This window comes from Bacillus sp. SN1 (assembly GCF_002796895.1).
Lineage (GTDB): Bacteria > Bacillota > Bacilli > Bacillales > Bacillaceae > Bacillus > Bacillus inaquosorum.
Map to the genome: position 1 here is coordinate 1 of NZ_PHIE01000004.1, position 21,607 is coordinate 21,607.

The window sequence follows — 21,607 nt, forward strand, 5'->3', positions numbered from 1 at the left end:
CTCAATTTGTTTGGTGGCGATAGCGAAGAGGTCACACCCGTTCCCATACCGAACACGGAAGTTAAGCTCTTCAGCGCCGATGGTAGTCGGGGGGTTCCCCCTGTGAGAGTAGGACGCCGCCAAGCAAGGTAAAACCCAGCTCATTGAGCTGGGTTTTTTTGTTTTATATCTGCACTGATTTGCTTTCTTCAGTATTCATTTTATCGAGCTTTCTGCTTTTCAAGTTCTCTAATATTTTTAATACTAATACAATCCCCAGCATGATCAACATGAGAGTCGTAAATAACCAAAATGCAGTTTGTACGGGGAACTCATCCAGAGTCCATCCGACTGCGATTGGCAGGATAGAACCGCCTAATCCATTGGCAGCGAGCAGCATGCTTGTCGTTTGTTCTGTTTTTCCAGGGTAGAATTGATTGGTGATAATTAAAGCAATGGCAAACATACCAGCCATAAATAACCCTAAGAAGAAACACAGAACAAACCCTGCAAAAGCCGTATTACTAATTGCTAAAATACAAAGTGAAATGAGGCCGCCGATGTTAATCAGCCTAAGATAACGATGATAGGTTAGTTTTTCGGAAACCGGGCCAGTCAGTAAACGGCCAATGATCATGCCGATCCAATATATTGTTACCGTCAATGTTGCTAAGGAGTTAGAGATCTCCCACTTTTCAGCGAAGATGGAAGGGATAAAGTGAACAATCGATACTTCACTGCCTCCATAAAAAAAGAAGTAAGCAGCTGCTAAAGAAATAAACAGTAAGCCATGTTTTCGAAAACTGATAGGTGCTTGTTGTTTACCATTGCCCGAAGTGTTTGTTTGACGGATGAGTAAATCGTCTAAACTGCCAAAGCTCATTCGGCTCCAAACAAGCATCAAAAGAAATGAACTTAACCCCAATACAAGAAAGGCCAATGCCCATACATTATTGCTGATTAAGAAACCAGACAGCAACGGCATGAAAAGGGCTCCTAAACCGTACGCTACTTCCATCTTACTCATGGCAATTGCTTGTTTTTCTTTAATTGCTGTTAGGATAATTGTTCCTACACAAGATTCTACGAGTCCGGCGCCAAGTCCAGCCATACTGACAAGAAGAAAAAGCAGAGGCCATGGAGGAAGGAAATAAATAAACAATTCGCAGCTGATCATGGCAAGTCCAATAACAACTACTTTTCTTCGGCCCAATCTCTTTACTGCGTAAGGCATCCCCAGTACACCAATTAAAAACCCCATAAATTGCGAAAAGACTAATGCTCCGCCGTTACTGTAGCTTTGTGCGTAATGGGAAAGCAACTCCGGCAGGACAGCACCAAGGATAACGAGAGTAAAGGCGATTGATCCGTAAGATAAACATCCAATCCACAGTAAACGAGTTTTCATTCATTAATCTCCTTTAATAAAAATAATACTCACCTAGGATTTACATAATAGGACTGGTAGTAAAAATAAGCTGTTTACTCTGTTTGTATTTAGTTTTTTTACAATAAACCCATTTATTTCTATCATAACATATGAAGTTTGAATAGAAACCCCCCATGCAAACGTTAACAAATAGTTAACAATTTTTACTATTTATCTAGTTGACATTAATTTCTAGAATTTATACGATGATTAACGAGTTTTACATATTTTATGAATAGGGGTGTTGGTAGTGGGGACTAAAGAAATTACGAATCCAGACAGTTTGTATTACAAAGTGGATGACGTTGTCATGGAAAGAGGTGAAGGCATCTATTTGTACGATTCAGAGGGCAATGAGTATATTGATTGTGCCTCTGCTACTTTCAACTTGAATTTGGGTTATACCAATAAAGAAGTTATTAATACAGTCAAAGAACAGGCTGACCAGCTGATACACGTCACTTCTTCCTACCAAACCAACGCCGTTAATAAACTAGCTGAAAAACTTGTAGAAATCTCCCCCGACAATCTCACTAAAGTTCACCCTAAGGTTAGCAGCGGCTCTGCCGCGAATGAAGGAGCTATTAAAATGGCTCAAAACTATTCTGGAAAAACAGATGTCATTTCTTTATTCCGAAGCCACCTTGGCCAAACGTATATGATGTCTGCGTTATCCGGAAATTCATTTCGAAGAGAGCCATTCCCCCCTCAGTTTTCTTTTGGCTTACAGGTGCCTGACCCCTATTGCAACCGTTGTTTTTACAATCAGAAGCCAGATTCCTGCGGAATGCTTTGTGTAGAAAGAATTAATGATTTTATTGAATATGCGAGTAACGGAAAAATTGCCGCGATGATTATTGAACCGATTTCCGGTAACGGAGGAAACATCGTTCCGCCTAAGGAGTACTTTAAGCAATTAAGAAAGCTCTGTGATGAGCATGATATTGCACTTATTTTTGATGAAATTCAAACCGGATTCGGCCGGACAGGCAGGATGTTTGCCGCTGATTACTTTGATGTGAAACCGAATATGATGACTGTTGCAAAAGGATTAGGAGGCACGGGATTCCAGGTTGCCGCCACCCTCACAGAGGAAAAATACATGGGATTAGCCGGCCACAATCACTCATTTACTTATGGCTCGAACGTGATGGCTTCGGCAGCTGCTTGTAAGACAATCGAAATCATGCAGCGGCCGGGCTTCTTAGAAAATGTAACAACTGTCGGGAATTACATTATGGATTCCTTAGAGCACATGAAGAAAGAATTCACATTTATTGCTGACGTCAGAGGCGTAGGTTTGATGATCGGTGTTGAAATTGTAAAAGAGAATAATGAGCCTGATGTAGAGCTGACCAATTACATTGCGAAACGGGCTATGGATTATGGGTTAATTTTACGGACTTCCCGTTACGGATTCGGAAATGTATTTAAAATCCGTCCGCCTCTCACGATTACACTTAGTGAGGCTGAGGTGCTTTGTTTCAAACTTCGTAAGCTATTGGAGGATATCAAGTGAAAGAATATATTATAGAGCTTGGAAAATTTGTTTATGAAGAAGTGAAGGGACAGAAAGGAACACTGAAAAACCGGTTAGTTAATGGGTATTCCCCAGGCGGAGATGCACAGTTTAACATTGATGCCGCTGCCGAGAATGCAGTGCTGGAATATGTGAATAGCAAAGCGGAGTCAGTCGCTTTTTATACGGAAGATGGCGGTCTGAAGATATTTGGGGACAATCCTCAATATATTTTGATCGTTGATCCGATTGACGGCACCCGCCCGGCAGCTGCAGGACTTGAAATGTCTTGTATCTCTATCGCATTAGCTGCATACAAGCCTGATGCAAAGATTAAGGATATTGAATTTGCTTTTCTGCTTGAGCTGAAAACAGGTGCCTATATGTACGCGGATGTTTATTCTGAAGGGATTTATTATGAAGGCTATCGTGGCACCCTGCCAAATCTGAGCAAAGTGACAGACATTAAACATATGTTCTGGAGCCTTGAGTTTAATGGGCATCCCGCGCACCTGATGATTGATGCGTACGGTCATTTGATTGATCAGTCAGCGAATAATGGCGGCGTATTTGTTTTCAATAGTGCTTCTTATTCAATCTCCAGGATTATTACAGGGCAGATGGATGCCTATGTGGATATCGGCAATCGTTTATTAAAAGATGATCCTGCGCTGCTGAAAGATTTTCAGGATGTAGGGAATGGGCAGGTCTTGCATCTGTTTCCATATGATATTGCCGCAAGTGTGTTTTTGGCAAAAAAAGCAGGTGTTGTGATTACTGATGCGTATGGAAAGTCCTTGGATGATACACTTCTGACGGATCTTAGCTACAATAACCAGCAGTCATGCATCGCTGCATCAACGAAGGAGCTGCATCAGAAGCTGCTGGATCAAATTCGCTGGGACAGAAAGGAAGAGACATATGAAAGCGTTGGTCTGGACTCCTAATGATCGGCTTGAAATGCAAGAAGTAGAAGAACCTCAAATCAAAAAAATGAACGATGTGAAAGTTAAAATATACGGGACAGGCATCTGCGGAACGGATTTAAATGTTCTAAAAGGAAAGATGCATGCGACACACAATATGATCCTAGGCCACGAATCTGTGGGAGTGGTGACAGAAACAGGGCCTGATGTTAAAAACGTCAAGCCTGGTGATCGCGTGGTAATTGATCCGACTCAGTTTTGCGGGAAGTGTTATTATTGCCGGAAAGGTTTAACTTGTTATTGTGAAACGTTTGAAGACTGGCAGCTGGGATTAGGGGCGCATGGCACTTTTGCCGATTATTACGTAGGCGAGGACCGTTTTATGTATAAAATCCCGGACAATATGGAATGGGAACGAGCCACTTTAATTGAGCCGCTTTCTTGTGTATTAAATGTGATAGAGCGGGCTGCAATAAAACCTGACGATTCTGTACTTGTATTAGGGTCAGGGCCGATTGGGCTGCTTGTTCAAATGATGGTGAAAAAACTATCAAGGCTGACCGTTGCGACCGAGATCGGAGAGTATCGGTCAGAAGCGGCACGCCGGATATCTGACTATGTTTATCACCCGCAGGATTTAACGGCAGATGAGGTCAGGCGGATTAACCAAGGAAGAACATTTGATGTGATCTTTGACGCGATCGGCAATCAGCTTGATTGGGCATATCCGTTAATTGACAAGGGCGGAAGGCTTGTGCCCATGGGATTTGATGATACGTATGAGATGAAAATCAGGCCTTTCCAGCTGCTTTCCAATGGTGTGACGATTGTTGGAACCGGAGAGGCTCGACAAATCATGGAGGATGCGGTATCATGTGCCGCGGACATGCCTCAGCTTTCTGAACTGATTACGGAGAAAACCCCGCTTGAGAACTATGAGGCCGCCATCCAGGAATTGATGGGCATAGATCCGTTGTCAAATGAGAGAAAAGATATTGCCGCAGTTAAAACGATTCTTGTTTCCCATCCGTATATGATATAATGCAGCGAAATGGCTCAAACTTAGTTTGAGCCATATTTTTCTTCAGCATTCACCTTGCGTATTTGAATAAAATTTAATATGATACTCTTTGTATAATAACTCCTTGCCTCAATACAATATACTCAACGTTTCCCCTTTTTCTCCGATCGTTTTCCTTTTCATTTTCTCCCGTAAAATAAAGAAAGCTCCCAATACAACAGATACGGTGCGGATTTATTTTTTAAAAAGGAGTCGTTATATTTGAATAATAGTTTTACATTAAAACAGCAATGGTTCGGAAATATCCGAAAAGACATTCTTGCTGGCATTTTAGTTGCATTAGCATTAATACCTGAAGCAATTGGCTTTTCTATTATAGCCGGTGTTGATCCGATGGTCGGTCTTTACGCGTCATTTTGTATAGCCATTATTATTTCTATTTTTGGCGGCAGACCAGGCATGATTTCAGCTGCTACTGGCTCAATGGCGGTCGTTATGGTGTCACTGGTTGCTGATCATGGGCTTCAGTATTTATTTGCGGCTACGATTTTGACAGGAATCATTCAGGTGATTTTAGGCATCAGTAAAATAGCGAGATTAATGAAATTCATCCCGCGTTCTGTGATGATCGGGTTTGTGAATGCGCTGGCGATCCTTATCTTCTCTGCGCAGCTCCCTCAGTTTGAAGGTGCTTCTTGGAGCATGTATGCGATGCTTGCCGGGTCGTTGGTTATTATTTATGTGCTGCCGAGGTTTACGACTGCGGTTCCGTCTCCGCTTGTCGCGATTATTGTGATGACGATTATTGCTGTCACTTTCCATGTGGATGTGCGGACGGTCGGGGATATGGGGAATATTTCTAGTTCATTGCCTCATTTCTTAATCCCGGATGTTCCGTTTACCTTCGAAACACTGCAAATCATTTTTCCTTATTCCATCGCTTTAGCGTTTGTAGGGTTGCTAGAGTCTTTACTGACAGCACAGATTATTGATGAGATGACGGATACGGATAGTGATAAAAATAAAGAGAGCCGCGGACAGGGAATTGCGAATATCGTGACCGGGTTCTTTGGCGGTATGGCTGGCTGCGCTATGATCGGACAATCTGTCATTAATACAAAAGCGGGTGGACGAGGACGCTTGTCCGCATTTGTTGCCGGTGCATTTCTGATGTTTTTAATTGCGGTGTTAAGTCAGGTTGTAGTGAAAATTCCGATGGCTGCGTTAGTGGCTGTTATGGTGATGGTGTCTGTCGGCACATTTGATTGGTCTTCTTTAAAAGGTCTCAAGAAAGCGCCGCTCACCGACTCGATTGTCATGGTTGTGACTGTGATGACGGTTGTTGTGACGGATGACTTATCTAAAGGCGTATTCGTCGGCGTTCTCTTAAGTGCTGTGTTCTTTGTGGCAAAAATCTCGAAGCTGAAAATTGTTTCTCATGCAGAGGATCAAAAGCTGAGAACGTATCAAGTGAAGGGGCAAATCTTTTTTGCGTCAGTGACAGAGCTTACGAATGCGTTTCTTTATCAAGAGGACATTGAGCGGGTCGTGATTGACTTAACTGAAGCTCACGTTTGGGATGATTCAGGAGCTGCTGCGCTTGATAAGATTGTTGCGAAATTTAAAGAACAGGGCGTTGAAGCTGAATTAAAAGGTTTGAACAATGCAAGTAAAGCCCTTATGAAACAGATGGCATAAAATAGGGAAGCCCAGTTCAAGAGAACTGGGCTTTTTTATATAACATACGGTTGAACAGCATTGATATAATAGAGAGAATAGAAATTTTAAATAGGGGACTTGCATATGATGCTTCAGAAGCTGAATCGTGTATTAGGGAGAGTGATGCCGCTTTTAACGCCGACTAGTGTGGTGCTGGGCGTGCTGCTGTCTCAGTTTTTAAATGGGTATGAATGGGCTGTGCCTTGGATCTTTGCTTTTATTACGTTTGCAGGCAGTTTGAGCGCTAACTTTCAATCTTTGAGACACGCTTTGTCTCATCCTCTTCCTATGATTCTTGCACTATTTGTTCTTCATATTTTTATGCCGCTTTTTGCTTGGGGCAGCGGCCATCTTATTTTTAAAGGCGATCCTTTGACGATCACCGGTTTAACATTGGCTGTTGTGATTCCTACGGGGATTACAAGCTTGATTTGGGCAGCGATGTACAAAGGGAATGTCGGTTTGACGCTTTCAATTATCTTAGTTGATACTGTGCTGTCACCGTTAATCGTACCGCTGAGCCTTTCATTGCTTGCCGGCGCTCAGGTTCATATGGATGTGTGGGGAATGATGAAAGGGCTGATTGTGATGGTCGTGATTCCTTCTTTTCTGGGCATGCTGTTTAATCAGATGTCATCTCCAGAAAGAACGGCATCTGTGAGCAGTGCGCTGTCACCTTTTTCAAAGCTTTGTCTGATGGCTGTGATTGCGATTAACAGTTCAGCGATTGCTCCTTATTTCAAAGCGGTTGATTTGAGATTTGTAGGTATAGCTGTGACGGTTTTCTTTATCGCGTTAACAGGCTATGCCGTTGCTTGGTTGATCGGAAAAATGATGAAAAGGCGCCAAGAGGAAATTGTCTCTCTTATTTTTACGGGCGGCATGAGAAATATCAGTGCCGGCGCAGTTCTTGCCGTTACGTTCTTTCCGTCTCAGGTTGCCGTTCCCGTTGTGATCGGTATGCTGTTTCAGCAGATACTGGCGGCTTTGTTTGGCTATATGCTGAATCGCTTTGAATTAAAACCTGTATTGCAGAAAGCATGAAAAAACCGCTCATAGGGTTGAGCGGTTTTTTCCGTATAGCCATTCGAGCGCGATGATGAACTGTTGGCAGAAGTGCTTGAGGTGGTGTACCGCCCCTTTTTCAATTGAAAGACACAGTTGCTCTTCAATGAAGCCTTTTTCTTTTAAACTTTGGTGCACTTGCTTTGTATTCTGCAGTATATTCCGCTGAATGGATTGTTTCTCATGGCCTTCGTCACTGCCGACAGACATAAAAATACGTGAAGTGCCGGGCTTTAAAGAAGATAAATGAACGGTTTCCGGTGCGTTCTCGTACCAGTATGAACCTGAGATAGAACCTATTTTTCCAAACACCGACGGGTACTTTAATAAGGCGAACATTGAGATGAGGCCGCCTAATGAGGCACCGATCATTCCTCTTGACTGCGGTTCCCTGGTGACGTTCCAGTTTTCTTCGATAAGCGGAATGAACTGGTTCGTTAAATCAGACAGATAGTGATATCCCATTCCGCCGAAGTCCGGGAACCGATCACTAAGTGATGCAGCCGGCCAAGGCGTATACTCATTTAGCCGGTTTTCGGGTTCGATACCGATCAGCACGAGTTCAGGCAGCCTTCGCTGTTGAAATGCGCTTTCTAATAATTCGATTTGGTCTTGAAACAAAGAACTGCCATCCTGCACGTAAACAGCAGGAAATGCCCTGCTGCCTGGACTGTAGGAAGGAGGGAGGTACAGCGTGAACCTCCTTTTCCCGGCTTTATGCTCTGAAAGGGATCCGTTCAAGCATTCTCCCCCTTTTTTTGCTTAAAAAGCAGATATAAGAAATAAGGAACACCGAGGATCGCCAAAATGATGCCTGCGGGCACTTCCGCGGGCTGGAAAAACAGTTTTCCGGCAAAGTCTGCACTTATTACAAGCAGCATGCCGATTAAACCGCTCAGTGGCAGGATGTAGCGGTGTTCGACACCAGCCAGTCTCCGTGAAATATGGGGAGCAATTAAGCCGACAAACGCCATGCTTCCCGCTACGGAGACACAGGCGCTGATGATTGCTACACAGGCGACGAGCAGGATGGTTTTTTCTTTATTTGATGAAATACCGAGGCTTCTGACTGTGTCTTCATCAAAACGTATGGAGTCGAGCAAGCGGGACTTGGCGATAAGAATTGGAATAAACAGCAGCATCCATGGGAGAACGGCTGTGATATACGTCCAGTTGGCAGACCAGATGCTTCCGTTTTTCCACACCATGGCCATTTGATAGTCTTGCGGGTCCATTTTTAATGATAAAAACAAAGACAGTGCGCTGAATCCTGAATTGATCGCGATTCCTACCAAAATAATTCTTCCTGAATCTAAATTGCCTCTGTGCCATGCAAATATGTAAATCAGGATCGCTGCAATCAGTCCGCCTATCAATCCGAAAAACGGCATTCCCATCGCTGCAGCAATAGATGTCACTTCTTTCTGACCCTGGAACAAGAGCATGAATGCAACAATCCCGGCTCCCGCCCCTGCGTTGATTCCGAGAATTCCCGGGTCTGCAAGTCCGTTTCGTGTGATGGCCTGGATGACCGCGCCTGCAATGCCAAGACCGAGCCCGATAATGGCTGCCATGACGACCCGCGGCAGTCTTAAATCGAACAGCAAAATTTCATACTGCGGATTCGGATCGATCTGAAAAAGAGTGGAGAGCAGCTCAGCCGGACGAACAGAAAATGATCCGCTCGTTAAGCTGAAATAGCTGACAACGAGAATCAAAGTGATAAATACGGCATATTTTTTAGCCATTTTGCTCCCCTCCTTTTCGTTTAATCAAATAAAGGAAGAAAGGCACGCCAATAATGGATGTCACGACTTCAATCGGTGTTTCAAATGGATAATTGATAAATCTGCTTGCGAGATCACACAGGGTTAAAAAAATGCCGCCTAAGATGCAGGAACACGGAATCAGCCTGCTGTAATCAGAGCCAACGAGAAATCTCGTGATATGCGGAACAACCAATCCGACAAACGCAATTTTTCCGGCCAGCGCTACTGCACTGCCGGTTAAAATGATGACTGAAAGCATCGCCATGATTTTAATGGTTTTTTTCTTTTGCCCCAAACTTTTAGAAATGTCGTCGCCTAATGATACAGCGGTCACCTTTTTGCTGAGAGAAATGGCCATTACGATGCCAATCAGGAAAAACGGAACGGCTAGCTTCAGGAAATCAGGACTTATTTGATGAAGTCTGGCGCTGTACCAGAAACTGAGATCCTGTGAAATTTGAAAATATATCGACATGGCCGCTGATAAACTGCTGAGCAGCATGCTTGTGACTGTACCGATGATGGCAAGCTGCACGGGGGTAAACCCGTTAGGCATCATGGCGGCAAGGCTGAATACTAACACAGCTCCTAACGCTGAGCCGATAAAAGAGTAAATGATCATTTCAAACGAAGACGATTGCGGGAGCAAAACCATACAAAGCGTGATGATAAACGCGGAACCATCTGAAACGCCCATAATGGAGGGCGAAGCTAAATAATTGCGCGTAATGCCTTGCATAAGCGCTCCAGAAACAGCAAGGGCTGCCCCTATGAGCAGAGCGCCGGCAGCCCTTGGAATCCGGGAATGCCATATAATTTGATGGTCTGTGTTTCCCGGATCGAAATGAATGAGAGATGTAAAAACAATATCTGTGCTTAGATGCTTTGCGCCATATAGGATTGAAAGCATCAGCGACAGTGCAATAGCAAATGGAGAAGTAATCAATATGATACGTGTCCACTGTTTTGAATACATACAAAAACCTACTCTGAATTAGTTTTGTGTCAATTTTTCAGAAGCCGCTTTCAGGAAGCGGACTTTGCTCCAAGCTGTGCCGCCTTGTGCGAGAGGATCTACTGAGTTGACGTACACATGATCTTCTTTGACTGCTTTAAGGCTTTTCCAGATTGGATTTTTCTCTAAATCTTTTAATGCTTCAGGTTTGTCTGCATTTTCATCATCAGAAAATTGGACGAAGATATGGTCAGGATTCATTTCACTTAATTTTTCTAATGAAATCAGCTCTTGCGCTTTTGCAGCTTTTACTTCATTCGGCGCTTTAAGGCCTAAATCACCATAAAGTGTGGAGTTGAAGTACACCTGTTCAGGGTAAATGTAAATGTTGCCTTGTCTGATTCTGATGACAAGCGCTTTTGAATCTTTTGCTTTTTCATTGATTTTTGTTTTTGTTTCTTTTAGATCTTGTTCATAGTCTGCGATGATTTTTTTCGCTTTTTTCTCTTTTCCAGTCAGCTGGGCAAGCAGCATCATGTTTTCTTTCCAGTTTGAAGAGATGTGAGAAACTGGGATCGTCGTGCCGGCTGTGCTTATTTTTTGCAGTGTTTTTTCCGGGAATTTTGTTGAAGCAAGGATGACGTCTGGCTTCATTTCAAGAATCTTTTCAATGTTTGGCTCCATTTTTTCTCCGGTTGCTTCGGCTTTATCAGTGATGTCTTTGAACATTTCAGGGAATTTGCCGGAGAATGAAATCGCGCCTTGCGGATGAACGTCAAGCAGTTTCGCGTCTTCCATCGATTCAACGCTTCCCGTAATGGCAATTTTATCTGTCGGTACAGTTACTTCATATGTTTTATCAAGGTATTCAATTTTCTTCTTCTCAGATGCTGTGCCGCTTGCCTTGCTGGCAGTCGATTCGTTTTTGCTGCCGCAAGCTGCCGCCGTAAGCGCGAGAAGCAAGATTAATAAGGTAAGAGATATCTTTTTCATCTATAGAGCCTCCTGTTCAATTGATAACTATTATCAATTGGAATTATAGAGAATGAACAGATATAACACCATGGACAAATTCCATATTTATCATGGACTATCACCGGATAGTAAAGAAATGGTTTGCTGAACGATCCGTTCGTGCCCGCAAGCTGAGTATTCATTCCACGGGTCAAAGGATAGAAGATAAACACGGTTATTCCGCACCGCGCTTAGGTTTTGCCACGCTTCTGTCTGCTGCAATTGCTGGTAATAAGCAATGGTTTCAGGCTCTTTAAATAGAAAAAGCATCATGCAGTCAGCTTGGCAATTTGCGATATTTTCTAACGAAATCGCTTGCTCTGAAGGCGTGTCTGCTGTTTTTGCCGAGCGAAATCCTAAATCTCCAAAGAAGACTTCGCGGACGCTTCTATTATGTGCCAGGTAAAAGTCTTGCTTATGCAGCCTTAAAAAGAGAAAACGCAGCCCTTCGGCGTGCTGAAGTGTTTTTTTGGCGGCCGCCGTCTGCTGGTCATAAGCCGCGAGCCACTTTTCTGCTTCGGTCTCTTCCTTTAAGAAAGAAGCTGTTTGCAGAAAGTGAGTTCTCCAGCTTTCTTCTGAAGGAAGATAAATCACTTCTGCGATGCGATTCAGGCGTTTTTGTTCTTCTAGAGTAATAGAGTCCATGCTCAAAATCACATCTGGTTCAGCCTGAGATAACGTGTGCAGGTTTTCTTTCCACTTTTCATTAAACCGGTATGCGCTGAGCTGGACGGGGATATCTGTCGAATAATGCTGATAATAGTAAGACGTCCATTTTGGATGCAGCGCGGCCGCAAACGGTATGTGATGAAGAGGGATGAGATGTCCCATTGTGCCCCTTCCGTATGCAGCAATTTTTTTTTGGCGTTTTTTCATATAGCTTGTAGGTGAACAGCCTGTATGTTTTTTAAAGATTCTGCTGAAATAAAATTCATCCTGATAGCCGGTTTGATGAGCGATTTCTTTCAATTTGCAGTTTGATTTTGCCATGAGCCGTTTTGCTCTGGTGATTCGCGTTTTTGTGATAAATTCTGTTACGCTTTGACCTGTCCATTTTTTAAATGTTTCGCTGTAGTGTTTGGCGCTGATTCCTGCCATTTGCGACAGCTGGGCAAGTGTAATTTTTGTATCGGCATGGGTTTCGATGTATTGTTTTGTTTTTTCGATTGCTGAATGTGTATCCGTCTGATCAGATAAACTGGCAGTGAAAAGGTCATAAATCAGGCTTTGTACTTCAATCACACATTTTAGCTGTGAAAGCTGAGACGATTCATTCCATAGTGCTGCAAGCTCTTGAAGCCGGGCTGTAAGGTTTTCGATATGTGAAACATTCACAAGCTTCAGTTTGGCTAATTCCGTTTCTGTACATGGTGTTAAGATATCTTGCCCGGTTTCCTTGACATAGCTTTGAAGCCTGATGAGACAGGCATCTATATGTCCTTCGGATGGAGGCATAAAGCCGAAGGTCTCGTTCGGCGGACAAACATAAAGTGTCTTTTTTTGCAGAGGGCTGATGGTTGTTCCGATCGAAATATGGCCATTTCCTTTTAAATGAAAGATCAGCACGTATGAATCGGTTAATTGCTGTTCTGAGAAGAGATCACTTGTTTTTTTCAGATATTCAATTTGTATGGGATGATAAATCACTGTATTTTGCAAGAGTAGACCACCTTTTCAGAAACATTCAATTGATAATCATTTTCAATAAGATTGTACCAAATAAATGAAGGTTTTCCTATATAAAGCGGGTGGTTTTTTGTCATGAAAAGAACCCTTACTCAGATGTGAAAGTAAGGGTCTTTTGTTCGGTAAGAGTATGTTACACGTGTAACATACGATGCTTACGTCTTAATAGATCAGATATTTTTTTCTAGTTTTGCTGAATTGTTGGAGTGGTTTTTCATAGCTGTCTATGATGTCTTCAATAGAAGCGCCGTTTTTAATTTTTGTCCTGATCCAGCCGTTGCCTGCCAGTTTATCAAATGAATCTGTTGATAGGAACTCAAAATCCTCAGGATAGAGATCGTGTATTGTTTTAATGAGTGACAGACCTGTTTTTACTGCTTCAAACTTTTCTCTGTCTGTCACATAGAGCTGCACACCGTGGCAAAGCGTTCCATGATGTTTAGAAAACGTCGGCGTAAAGGAAGCCGCCCTGAATATCACGCCCGGCAGATTAAGGCTGTTTAATGCTTCTTCAAGTTCTGTGCTTTTGATAAAGGGAGCCCCAATCAATTCGAATGGCTTTGTCGTTCCCCGCCCTTCGGATATATTCGTTCCTTCAATCAGCCCGGTTGCAGGATAAACAAATGTGCTCTCCACCGTCGGCATGTTAGGTGAAGGGAGGATGAAAGGCAGTCTGGTGTCGTCAAAATCCATTTTTCGTTTCCAGTGTTTCATTTTCATCACTGTCAGATCTGCATCAATGTCAAATTCCTTGTTGAATAGTAAAGCCAATTCGCCTATGGTCATTCCGTGCTTTAACGGAATGGGATACAGTCCGACAAATGAGGCGTACTCAGGCTCTAAGATCGGTCCTTCAATATGTTTCCCGCCTTGAGGATTCGGGCGGTCCAGCACCATAAATGGAATGCCGTTTTCTTTAGCGGCTTCCATTGCATATGCCATTGTATAAATGTATGTGTAGTAACGGGTCCCGACATCCTGAATATCAAATATCAAAACATCGACATTTTTCAGCATCTCCGGAGTCGGTTTCTTCGTTTTTCCGTAGAGGCTGTATACGGGAATCCCGGTTTTTTCATCAATGTAAGAGCCGACTTCGTCTCCCGCCTGAGCGTCGCCGCGGACTCCGTGCTCAGGGCCGAATAAAGCTGTCAGCTTGATATCAGGGTTCTCGTAAAGAATATCGACACTGCTTTTCAGAGATGCGTTTACGCCGGTTGAGTTGGTGATCAATCCAATTCGTTTTCCTTTGAGCTGCTTTTTATAATCCGGGAAAAGCGTGTCTATGCCGGTCTGGACTTTAGGTTTTTTAGCCGTTTGATTCCTGGAATCGGGTGATGCTGAGGCAGCTGTTATCGTTCCGAACATCATGAGACCTGTAAGAAAAGCGAATATTGTTTTTCGCATGTGCCCCTCCTTGTTAAAGCCGTTTTCCCGTTTTGATATTTAACCCGTAGCCATATGGGTAAAGGATGTCTCCCGGTTTCGTGACTGATGGAATGTCAACTGGAAGTGTGCCTTTAGGTTTTGCTTGGCCGAATATCGCCATAACCCCGGCCGGAATATTAGGTTGAAGATAACGCCCGTTTGCGTATCCTTTAAAGCCATAGACAGCAATGAGTGCCTTAGCTTCTTCAAAATTGGCGGCATCATATGGGTTGCGCAGGCTCATTAAGACAAATTGTTTGTTGTGCTGCAGTGCGGCTTTCATCATAGCTCTCGGAAAGACGGTGGCCCATTTGCTTGAATCTGATATGCTGTCGTCGATGACACCGTCGTTGACGACAGGATCATTTTTCACGACGTAGGAGCCAGTAATGATATAATCAGCCTCTTTTACTTGTTTTTCATGCTCGATATTAAATACTTGGTTGGCAAAATTGACTTTGCTGAGGGACACGGGTTTGATTTTCTTTCGCTTGATGAGATCGCGAATGGTTTGTTCAATCGAAGCAGTTTGTTCTTCGTAAGGCGCGACAATTAAGATTCGGCTGTCTTTTTTAGGCTTGAACGGCAAGGTGTGCTGTTCATTTTTTAATACGGTCACTGCTTTTTCAGCTATTTTTTTCTCGGCTTTCAGGTGACGCTTGCTTCCTGCGATTTTCTGGGCTTTCGCTATTTTTTCTTTTAGGCTGTCGTCATTTCGAGCTGGATACATACCGCGTTTTATTTTCAGGGAAATGATTCGTTCAACCGATTTGTTGATTTGATGTACAGGAATGTCTCCGTTTTTCACGGCTTCTTTTAAGGCTTGAATAACACGAGCGAATTTCTGTTCTTCTTTCAGTGAAGTAACTGAGGCAGGCATTAATGCAATATCGACGCCGGCTTTTATAGCCATGACTACCGCATCTTCCTGGCCAAAGTGATCTGCAATTGCTTTCATATTGAGAGCATCGGTAACGATGATGCCATCAAAGCCCATTTCCTGACGAAGAAGACCTGTCATCACTTTTTTCGAGAGTGTAGCCGGAACCAAAACGTCCGATCCATCGAGTTTGCTTTTGTATGTGGTGTCATCAAAGGCAGGAAATTGAACATGAGCTGTCATCACCATATCAGCACCGGCATCAATTGCTCTTTGAAAAGGATAGAGTTCGACCTCACGAAGCCTTTCTTGATTATGGGAAACGAGCGGCAGTCCGTAATGGCTGTCAACGTCTGTGTCTCCATGTCCCGGGAAATGTTTGAGGGCAGAGGCGATATCTTGCCGCTGCAAACCCTTCATCGTATATAAACCGAGTCGTGCTGTCAGTTCTCGATTGGAGCTGAATGACCGTACGCCGATTACTGGATTATCAGGATTATTATTAATGTCCATAACAGGGCTGAAATCTGTATTAATGCCTAAGGCAGAAAGCTCCTTCCCAATAATGGTGCCGGTCTGATAGGCATTGATTCTGCTTCTGGCTGCGCCCAGCGCCATATTCCCTGGGAAATTTGTGCCCTCCCCTAATCTCGTTACAATGCCGCCTTCCTGGTCAATACTCAGGATCAGCGGGATTTTAGGGCTCGCCTTTTGGTAAACGTCTGTCAGCTGTACAGTTTGCTTTGTTGTTTTTACATTTTCTGCAAATAGAATGACGCCCCCGAATTGATATTTTTTGATGAGGCCGGCGACTTCCTCATTCATTTCTGTAAAGGCTTGCGGAGAGGACTCGCCCTCCTTTTGCCAATTTCTGAAATCGGGCATTAACATCTGGCCGAGTTTTTCATCTAATGTCATGCGATTGACAATCTGCTTGGTGTCGGCTGAGCCACTGGATGAAGTGGCTTTTGTCTGACTGGCGCCGAGAAAACATGAAAGAAAGAGAACGGCTGAAAGGATAAGCGGAAAGACAGGTTTCATAGAAACTTCCTCCTATCGTTGAATCATTCATTCCATCGCTTCATAAATCGCGGTAATGACGCTCCCATAACTGCCTGTTGGAAATTGGTCACCCTCAAACACGTTTGGATTTTCCTCTGGATCGGCTACTGGTGAATGCTTTTTATTTGTTAACAATGCGATGCCTAAATTGTAGGTTGGATCAATGACGGTAACTGTCCCTGTCCAGCCGGTATGCCCGTAAGCTTTTTCGCTGGCATAAGGGCCAAACATCCATTCCATGCTTTTACTTCCGTTTCGCCGCCAGCCAAGTGCGAATGTCGGATCTGTTGCTGAAGGTGCTGTAAATAGGTCGGCTGTTTTTTGATCAAATAAAGAAACGCTGCGGTATGAGCCTTTGTTTAACATGACTTGCAGCAGAATGGCCATATCATCAGCATTTGAGAACAATCCGGCATGGCCGGACACGCCGTCCATTGAGTAAAATGCTTTTTCGTCATGAACTTCTCCTTGCAGCGTGTTTGTGCGGATATTAGGGAAATGAATAACGCCGTCGCGCGTATTGCCCATACGTTCAGTAGCTGCGAACTGCTTTGGTTTAAAGCCTTTTTGCAGCGGATTGTACAAGGTATGTCTCAGTCCCAGCGGCTTGTAAAGTTCTTGCTCCGTGTAGAGATCAAGCGGTTTACCGGTGAGTTTTTCGACAATACAGCCGAGGAGCATATATCCAATGTCACTGTATACGTGTTTTGTCCCTGTTTCATAATCGAGCGGGATTTTTGTCAAATATTCAATCGTTTTGTCCCGATCCTGAGAATAGTACATGCCGGCTTTTTCCGGCGTGTAAAAGTAAAAGCTTGAGGGGAGCCCGGACTGATGCTGGAGAACATCGATGACACGAATTTTGTTTTTTCCTTTAATAAGGTCTCCCGGCTGATCTTTGAAATCAGGCAAATATGCAGAAACCTTTTCATAGATGTCGAGTTTTCCTTGGCTGACTAAGCGCTGCAAGGCAAAATTAGTTGCGTACATTTTCGTATTTGAGGCTAAGTCAAACATCGTGCGGGTTTTCATTTTTACCGGACGGCGCAGCAGTTCTGATCCTTCGTACTTTTTACTGTAGCCGTATGCTTCTTTTTTTATGATGCGGCCATCCTTCACGACGACAAGAACGGCGCCTGGAAATCCTGCTGCAATATCCCGTTCAATCATCTGATCAACCTTCCTTAGTTTCTTCGACGAGAATTGTGCAGTTTCTGCATTTATGGTTTTCGGCTCAACTTGGTAATCTGCTGTTTGCGCGAAGGTTTCATTTGGCGTCAATATAGATAGGATTAAAATGGCACTGAGTAAGGACAATGTTTTAGTTTTCACAGGCTTGCTCCTTTCCGTGCTTCTATCCCGTTACTATCCCAAAAACAGAAACAATTTAATCGAACTGAGAAGCCATTTCATCTTTATACCCGAATGCGTAGGTCATTAAAAAACCGGCCGCGTATGAAATAAAGAGCCCGACGATATATAGGATGATTTGTGATGGCAGGACGAGAAAGGAAAGCGGCAGCCCGGAGACACCGATCGCAAAGGTGGCTACCTGAAAATAAGCTTGAAATGCGCCGCCGATTCCAGCACCTAGGCATGCTGTTAAAAACGGACGGCCGAGCGGCAGTGTGACTCCGAAAATAAGCGGTTCACCAATGCCGAGCAGCCCCGAAGGAAGCCCTCCGGCGATCGCTTTTCTTAATGTTGTTTTTTTCGTTTTTACTAAGATGGCAAAGGCCGCGCCTACCTGTCCTGCACCTCCCATAGCCAGAATAGGGAGCAGAGGATCATTGCCGATTGAATTGATTAGTTCCATGTGCACAGGCGTCAAGCCTTGATGCAGTCCGGTCACGACGAGAGGAAGGAAGGTTGCGCCCAGAATAAAGCCTGCAGCGATGCCGCCGATGTCCAGGATGGACAGAAGGCCAGATGTAATGGCATCAGAAATGAAGCCGCCTAAAGGCATAAATACGACATATGTGACGATTCCGGTGATTAATAGTGAAACGGTTGGGGTGACAATGATATCGAGAGATTGAGGAATAAAACGGCGGATAAATTGTTCGGTGTAAGCAATGAATATGGCTGCGAAAAGAACTCCGATCAGACCTCCCCTGCCAGGAAGAAGCTGTTCTCCGAATAAACTGATCTTTGCGATCTCCGGATTAATAATCAAGATCCCGGCCAAAGCCCCAAGAGCGGGTGTACCGCCAAATTCTTTCGATGCGTTAATGCCGACGAGGATGCCGAGATATGTGAACAGTCCTGATCCGATGACTGTCAGGATAATAGCGATTTGTGATTCTGCAGAGAGCCATCCGGCTTGTATAATTGCTTTGGTAATCCCAGTGATTAAACCGGAAGCGACGAGTGCGGGAATAAGAGGGATAAAGATGCTGGCAATTTTACGTAAGAATAGTTTAAAAGGAGTGGCGTTTTTCCGATTTATATCTGCTTTCTTTTTGGCAGCTGCTTCTTTGACATCGACACCTTCTTCTTCTGACACGAGCTTTGAGAAAGCGGCTGTGACATGATTGACGACTCCGGTGCCGAGGATGATTTGTAAGGTTTCAGCTTCAACGACTCCTAATACGCCGTCCAGCTCTCTTAAGGCCTGAATATCTGTTTTGTTTTCATTGTAAGGCGTAATACGCAGGCGTGTCATGCAATGAGTATATGAGGAAATATTGGATTTTCCTCCGCATAGCTCAAGGATTTTCTTTGCGAGATGATTGTAGTTATTATCTTTGCTCATCAAAACCCCTCCTCTTCAAGATGTCTTATTTTTTTCTCATAGATTGTATGGCTGCTCTCGTTTTATCGATATAGCCGGTTGTTTCTTCATACTGCTCAGCGGCCATGCCTAAAAACAAAACATCAATCATAAAAAGCTGAGCGAGGCGGGAGGAAGTGGCTGCACTTCGAATCAGGGCTTCGTTGGAATGTGCTGTGTACAACGGGACATCAGCCAGCGCAGAGACGGATGTCTGACTGAATTGTGTGAGGCTGATCGTTGTGATGCCTTTTTCCTTAGCCATGGTGAGCAGTTCAATGATTTCCTGCGTCTCTCCCGAAAACGAAATGGCGAATACGATGTCATCCTTATCTGCATTTGCGATTAAAGATGCCACAAGGTGAGTGTCTGAGAACGCGGTTGCTTGTTTATGAATGCGAAGCCATTTTTGCTGGGCGTCCTTGGCGACAATGCCGGAAGCCCCGACGCCGATAAAATGCACAGTGTGAGCTTTGAGAAGCAGAGAAACCGCTCGTTCCAGCTCTTTGTAGTCCATCAGGTCTGAAGTATCCTGAATGGCCTGAATGGCATTGCCGGCTGTCTTTTCAGAAATGGAGTGTAGCGGTTCGTGGGGAGAAATGTCCCGGTAGCCTTGTAAAGTAGGCTTTGCCAGATCCCCTGCTACTCTCATTTTTAAATCTTGAAATCCCTTTAACCCGAGTGATTTGCAGAGCCTGATGACGGCAGCGTCACTTGAATTGGCTAAGGCGCTGATTTCACTGACAGTGCTTTCTATTGCTTTGTGGGGATGAGTTAGAATGTAATCTGCAAGTTTACGCTCGGATGGAGGGAGCTTGTGCTTCATTGATTGGATGATGGCTAAACCGCCTGCTGCCATTCTTGGTCTCTCCTTATCATGAAGGGTAATTTTCGATTGCTTTGTCTATAAAACCGTTTGCTTCATTAAGCAATGTCTTAGCTTGTTCCTGATCTGTACGTGTTTTGAGCATGACGATTGCCGTTTTGACGTGATGATCGGCTTGTTCCAGTGTATTTTTGGCTGTGTCGTATGAAGCGTTTGTGAGGCTTTGGATGATGCTGATGGCACGTTCTTTTAGTTTTTTGTTGCTGACGTTGACGTCCACCATCAAGTTTTCGTAAACCTTGCCGATTTTGACCATTACTGCGGTGGATATCATGTTTAAAATCATTTTATGAGCGGTTGCGGCTTTCATACGTGTTGATCCTGTAATGGCCTCAGGTCCGACGACAACCTCAATGCTGTGATCCGCATCCTTGCTGATGGCGGAATTTTCATTACAGGTAAGGGCGATGGTGTGTGCACCGACTTTGCGGGCGTATGTTAGGGCGCCTGAGGCATAGGGTGTGCGCCCGCTTGCTGCGATGGCAATGACGGTGTCGTTTGAAGTGAGTTGTATGTTTTTTAAATCCTCAGCTCCTGCTTCTTCACTGTCTTCAATGCCCTCTGCTGCCTGCAAAAATGCTTTGGGGCCTCCAGCCATGATTCCGATGACCTGATCTGGGCTTACGCTGTAGGTGGGAGGACATTCAACAGCATCCATGATACCGAGTCTGCCGCTTGTGCCGGCGCCTGTGTATATGAGGCGGCCTCCATTTTGAAACGAGTCGTACGCGCAGTCTACAGCTGTTTTAATATCGGGGAGAACCTGCTGAACGGCGGCAGCAACTTTCAAATCTTCGTTATTAATCATTTTGAGGATGCCGAGCGTGTTTGCTTTGTGGATTTCCGCTGTTTGGCTATTACGTGATTCCGTTGTAAGACGGTGAAGGTTTAATGATTCTGACATGAGGATGCCCCCTGTTTAAAAATAATATATCTTATTATTCAGTATATTCATCTCTGTCATGATATTTCAACTATGTTTTTGTATTTTTGAAATTTTATTTCATGCAAGACTATAAGAAATAATGAAGAATCAGCTGTTCCCCGAGCGGCCCGATTCTTCGCCGTCCTTTATCAAGGAACCCGCTTTTCATATAAAGGTGCTTTGCTCGTGTGTTCAGGTGATTGACGGCCAAGATGATTTCATCGCACCATGGAAAATAACCGCTCACAAAAGAGGGAAGCTGAAGCATTGCTTTTTTGGCATAGCCTTTTCCGTGATGCATAGCATTTAAAGACAGGGAACTGAGCAGTAAAGCAAATGGATTGTTAGAATAGGGTGCAAGCGTTTCTTTTGATGTATGTAAAATGAAAAAACCGACTGGCAGATCGTCTTTTAAGATGACAACTGGATATCGGTCCTGTATGCCCAGGGTCTGAGTCAGCACCTCTTTGGGGAGAGAGGTAAAGCGTTTGTCATCGTTATTTAGCATGAATGATTGAAGCTCCGGCAAATGTTCAGACTTATAGAAGGATAAAGAAATGTCTTGAGTCAT

The 21,607-nt window shown here is 44.0% G+C and carries 18 protein-coding genes and 1 rRNA gene; 6 read left to right on the forward strand and 13 right to left on the reverse strand.

Annotated features, from left to right (window positions below; translation table 11 throughout):
- Window positions 1-9 precede the first annotated feature (9 nt).
- A 5S ribosomal RNA gene (rrf, locus tag CVV77_RS14240) occupies window positions 10-125 on the forward strand.
- 38 nt (window positions 126-163) lie between these two features.
- Here the strand turns inward: rrf and CVV77_RS14245 are convergent.
- Window positions 164-1,387 carry an MFS transporter gene (locus CVV77_RS14245; protein ID WP_100275697.1) on the reverse strand — a complete coding sequence of 408 codons (1,224 nt, stop codon included), beginning with the start codon at window positions 1,385-1,387 and terminating at the stop codon, window positions 164-166.
- Between the two features lie 271 nt (window positions 1,388-1,658).
- Here CVV77_RS14245 and CVV77_RS14250 point away from each other — a divergent pair, with 271 nt between their 5' ends.
- The 5 genes from CVV77_RS14250 to CVV77_RS14270 all read left to right on the forward strand — a co-directional run bounded on the left by CVV77_RS14250 (window position 1,659) and on the right by CVV77_RS14270 (window position 7,637).
- On the forward strand, window positions 1,659-2,927 hold the full coding sequence (locus CVV77_RS14250; protein ID WP_019257291.1) for an aspartate aminotransferase family protein: 1,269 nt from the start codon (window positions 1,659-1,661) through the stop codon (window positions 2,925-2,927).
- Window positions 2,924-3,874 (forward strand): inositol monophosphatase family protein, encoded by a 951-nt coding sequence (locus CVV77_RS14255; protein WP_100275698.1) that lies wholly within the window; start codon window positions 2,924-2,926, stop codon window positions 3,872-3,874. The genes CVV77_RS14250 and CVV77_RS14255 overlap by 4 nt, the downstream gene beginning before the upstream one ends.
- A complete protein-coding gene (locus CVV77_RS14260; RefSeq protein WP_100275699.1) occupies window positions 3,849-4,895 on the forward strand; it encodes a zinc-dependent alcohol dehydrogenase in 1,047 nt (348 codons plus the stop codon). Before CVV77_RS14255 ends, CVV77_RS14260 begins: the two co-directional genes overlap by 26 nt.
- 240 nt (window positions 4,896-5,135) lie before the next feature.
- A complete protein-coding gene (locus CVV77_RS14265; RefSeq protein ID WP_100275700.1) occupies window positions 5,136-6,572 on the forward strand; it encodes a SulP family inorganic anion transporter in 1,437 nt (478 codons plus the stop codon).
- Between the two features lie 144 nt (window positions 6,573-6,716).
- Window positions 6,717-7,637 carry a bile acid:sodium symporter family protein gene (locus CVV77_RS14270; RefSeq protein ID WP_100275701.1) on the forward strand — a complete coding sequence of 307 codons (921 nt, stop codon included), beginning with the start codon at window positions 6,717-6,719 and terminating at the stop codon, window positions 7,635-7,637.
- Between the two features lie 9 nt (window positions 7,638-7,646).
- On the opposite strand, the gene CVV77_RS14275 is transcribed toward CVV77_RS14270, so the two are convergent.
- From CVV77_RS14275 to CVV77_RS14330, 12 genes are all read right to left on the reverse strand, one after another.
- Window positions 7,647-8,399: an alpha/beta hydrolase gene (locus CVV77_RS14275; protein WP_100275702.1), complete on the reverse strand. Its 753-nt coding sequence runs from the start codon at window positions 8,397-8,399 to the stop codon at window positions 7,647-7,649.
- Window positions 8,396-9,406, reverse strand: coding sequence for an iron ABC transporter permease FeuC (gene feuC, locus CVV77_RS14280; protein WP_100275703.1), 1,011 nt, complete (start codon window positions 9,404-9,406; stop codon window positions 8,396-8,398). Before feuC ends, CVV77_RS14275 begins: the two co-directional genes overlap by 4 nt.
- Window positions 9,399-10,403 carry a FecCD family ABC transporter permease gene (locus CVV77_RS14285; RefSeq protein WP_100275704.1) on the reverse strand — a complete coding sequence of 335 codons (1,005 nt, stop codon included), beginning with the start codon at window positions 10,401-10,403 and terminating at the stop codon, window positions 9,399-9,401. Before CVV77_RS14285 ends, feuC begins: the two co-directional genes overlap by 8 nt.
- Window positions 10,404-10,421: 18 nt before the next feature.
- Window positions 10,422-11,375, reverse strand: a complete 954-nt coding sequence (feuA, locus tag CVV77_RS14290) for an iron ABC transporter substrate-binding protein FeuA (protein ID WP_060397806.1) — start codon at window positions 11,373-11,375, stop codon at window positions 10,422-10,424.
- A 90-nt stretch (window positions 11,376-11,465) separates the two neighbouring features.
- Window positions 11,466-13,055 (reverse strand): bacillibactin transport transcriptional regulator Btr, encoded by a 1,590-nt coding sequence (btr, locus tag CVV77_RS14295; RefSeq protein ID WP_100275705.1) that lies wholly within the window; start codon window positions 13,053-13,055, stop codon window positions 11,466-11,468.
- A 189-nt stretch (window positions 13,056-13,244) separates the two neighbouring features.
- Entirely contained in the window at window positions 13,245-14,489 is a 1,245-nt protein-coding gene (locus CVV77_RS14300; protein WP_100275706.1) for an exo-beta-N-acetylmuramidase NamZ family protein, read from the reverse strand.
- A 13-nt stretch (window positions 14,490-14,502) separates the two neighbouring features.
- Window positions 14,503-16,431 (reverse strand): glycoside hydrolase family 3 protein, encoded by a 1,929-nt coding sequence (locus CVV77_RS14305; RefSeq protein ID WP_100275707.1) that lies wholly within the window; start codon window positions 16,429-16,431, stop codon window positions 14,503-14,505.
- A 27-nt stretch (window positions 16,432-16,458) separates the two neighbouring features.
- On the reverse strand, window positions 16,459-17,784 hold the full coding sequence (gene pbp4b / locus CVV77_RS14310) for a penicillin binding protein PBP4B (protein ID WP_100275708.1): 1,326 nt from the start codon (window positions 17,782-17,784) through the stop codon (window positions 16,459-16,461).
- Window positions 17,785-17,839: 55 nt separating this feature from the next.
- Window positions 17,840-19,207, reverse strand: a complete 1,368-nt coding sequence (locus tag CVV77_RS14315) for a PTS transporter subunit EIIC (protein ID WP_100275709.1) — start codon at window positions 19,205-19,207, stop codon at window positions 17,840-17,842.
- A gap of 25 nt (window positions 19,208-19,232) precedes the next feature.
- Entirely contained in the window at window positions 19,233-20,084 is an 852-nt protein-coding gene (locus tag CVV77_RS14320) for a MurR/RpiR family transcriptional regulator (RefSeq protein WP_003241465.1), read from the reverse strand.
- Window positions 20,085-20,100: 16 nt separating this feature from the next.
- Window positions 20,101-21,015: an N-acetylmuramic acid 6-phosphate etherase gene (gene murQ / locus CVV77_RS14325; RefSeq protein WP_100275710.1), complete on the reverse strand. Its 915-nt coding sequence runs from the start codon at window positions 21,013-21,015 to the stop codon at window positions 20,101-20,103.
- A 109-nt stretch (window positions 21,016-21,124) separates the two neighbouring features.
- A complete protein-coding gene (locus CVV77_RS14330) occupies window positions 21,125-21,607 on the reverse strand; it encodes a GNAT family N-acetyltransferase (protein WP_100275711.1) in 483 nt (160 codons plus the stop codon).

Coding starts and splice junctions, on each gene's coding strand:
- CVV77_RS14245 (WP_100275697.1), bottom strand. CDS start 1,387: ATGAAAACTCGTTTACTGTGGATTGGATGTTTATCTTACGGATCAATC.
- CVV77_RS14260 (WP_100275699.1), top strand. CDS start 3,849: ATGAAAGCGTTGGTCTGGACTCCTAATGATCGGCTTGAAATGCAAGAA.
- CVV77_RS14270 (WP_100275701.1), top strand. CDS start 6,717: ATGCCGCTTTTAACGCCGACTAGTGTGGTGCTGGGCGTGCTGCTGTCT.
- feuC (WP_100275703.1), bottom strand. CDS start 9,406: ATGGCTAAAAAATATGCCGTATTTATCACTTTGATTCTCGTTGTCAGC.
- CVV77_RS14285 (WP_100275704.1), bottom strand. CDS start 10,403: ATGTATTCAAAACAGTGGACACGTATCATATTGATTACTTCTCCATTT.
- feuA (WP_060397806.1), bottom strand. CDS start 11,375: ATGAAAAAGATATCTCTTACCTTATTAATCTTGCTTCTCGCGCTTACG.
- CVV77_RS14300 (WP_100275706.1), bottom strand. CDS start 14,489: ATGCGAAAAACAATATTCGCTTTTCTTACAGGTCTCATGATGTTCGGA.
- CVV77_RS14305 (WP_100275707.1), bottom strand. CDS start 16,431: ATGAAACCTGTCTTTCCGCTTATCCTTTCAGCCGTTCTCTTTCTTTCA.
- CVV77_RS14315 (WP_100275709.1), bottom strand. CDS start 19,207: ATGAGCAAAGATAATAACTACAATCATCTCGCAAAGAAAATCCTTGAG.
- CVV77_RS14320 (WP_003241465.1), bottom strand. CDS start 20,084: ATGGCAGCAGGCGGTTTAGCCATCATCCAATCAATGAAGCACAAGCTC.
- murQ (WP_100275710.1), bottom strand. CDS start 21,015: ATGTCAGAATCATTAAACCTTCACCGTCTTACAACGGAATCACGTAAT.
- CVV77_RS14330 (WP_100275711.1), bottom strand. CDS start 21,607: ATGACTCAAGACATTTCTTTATCCTTCTATAAGTCTGAACATTTGCCG.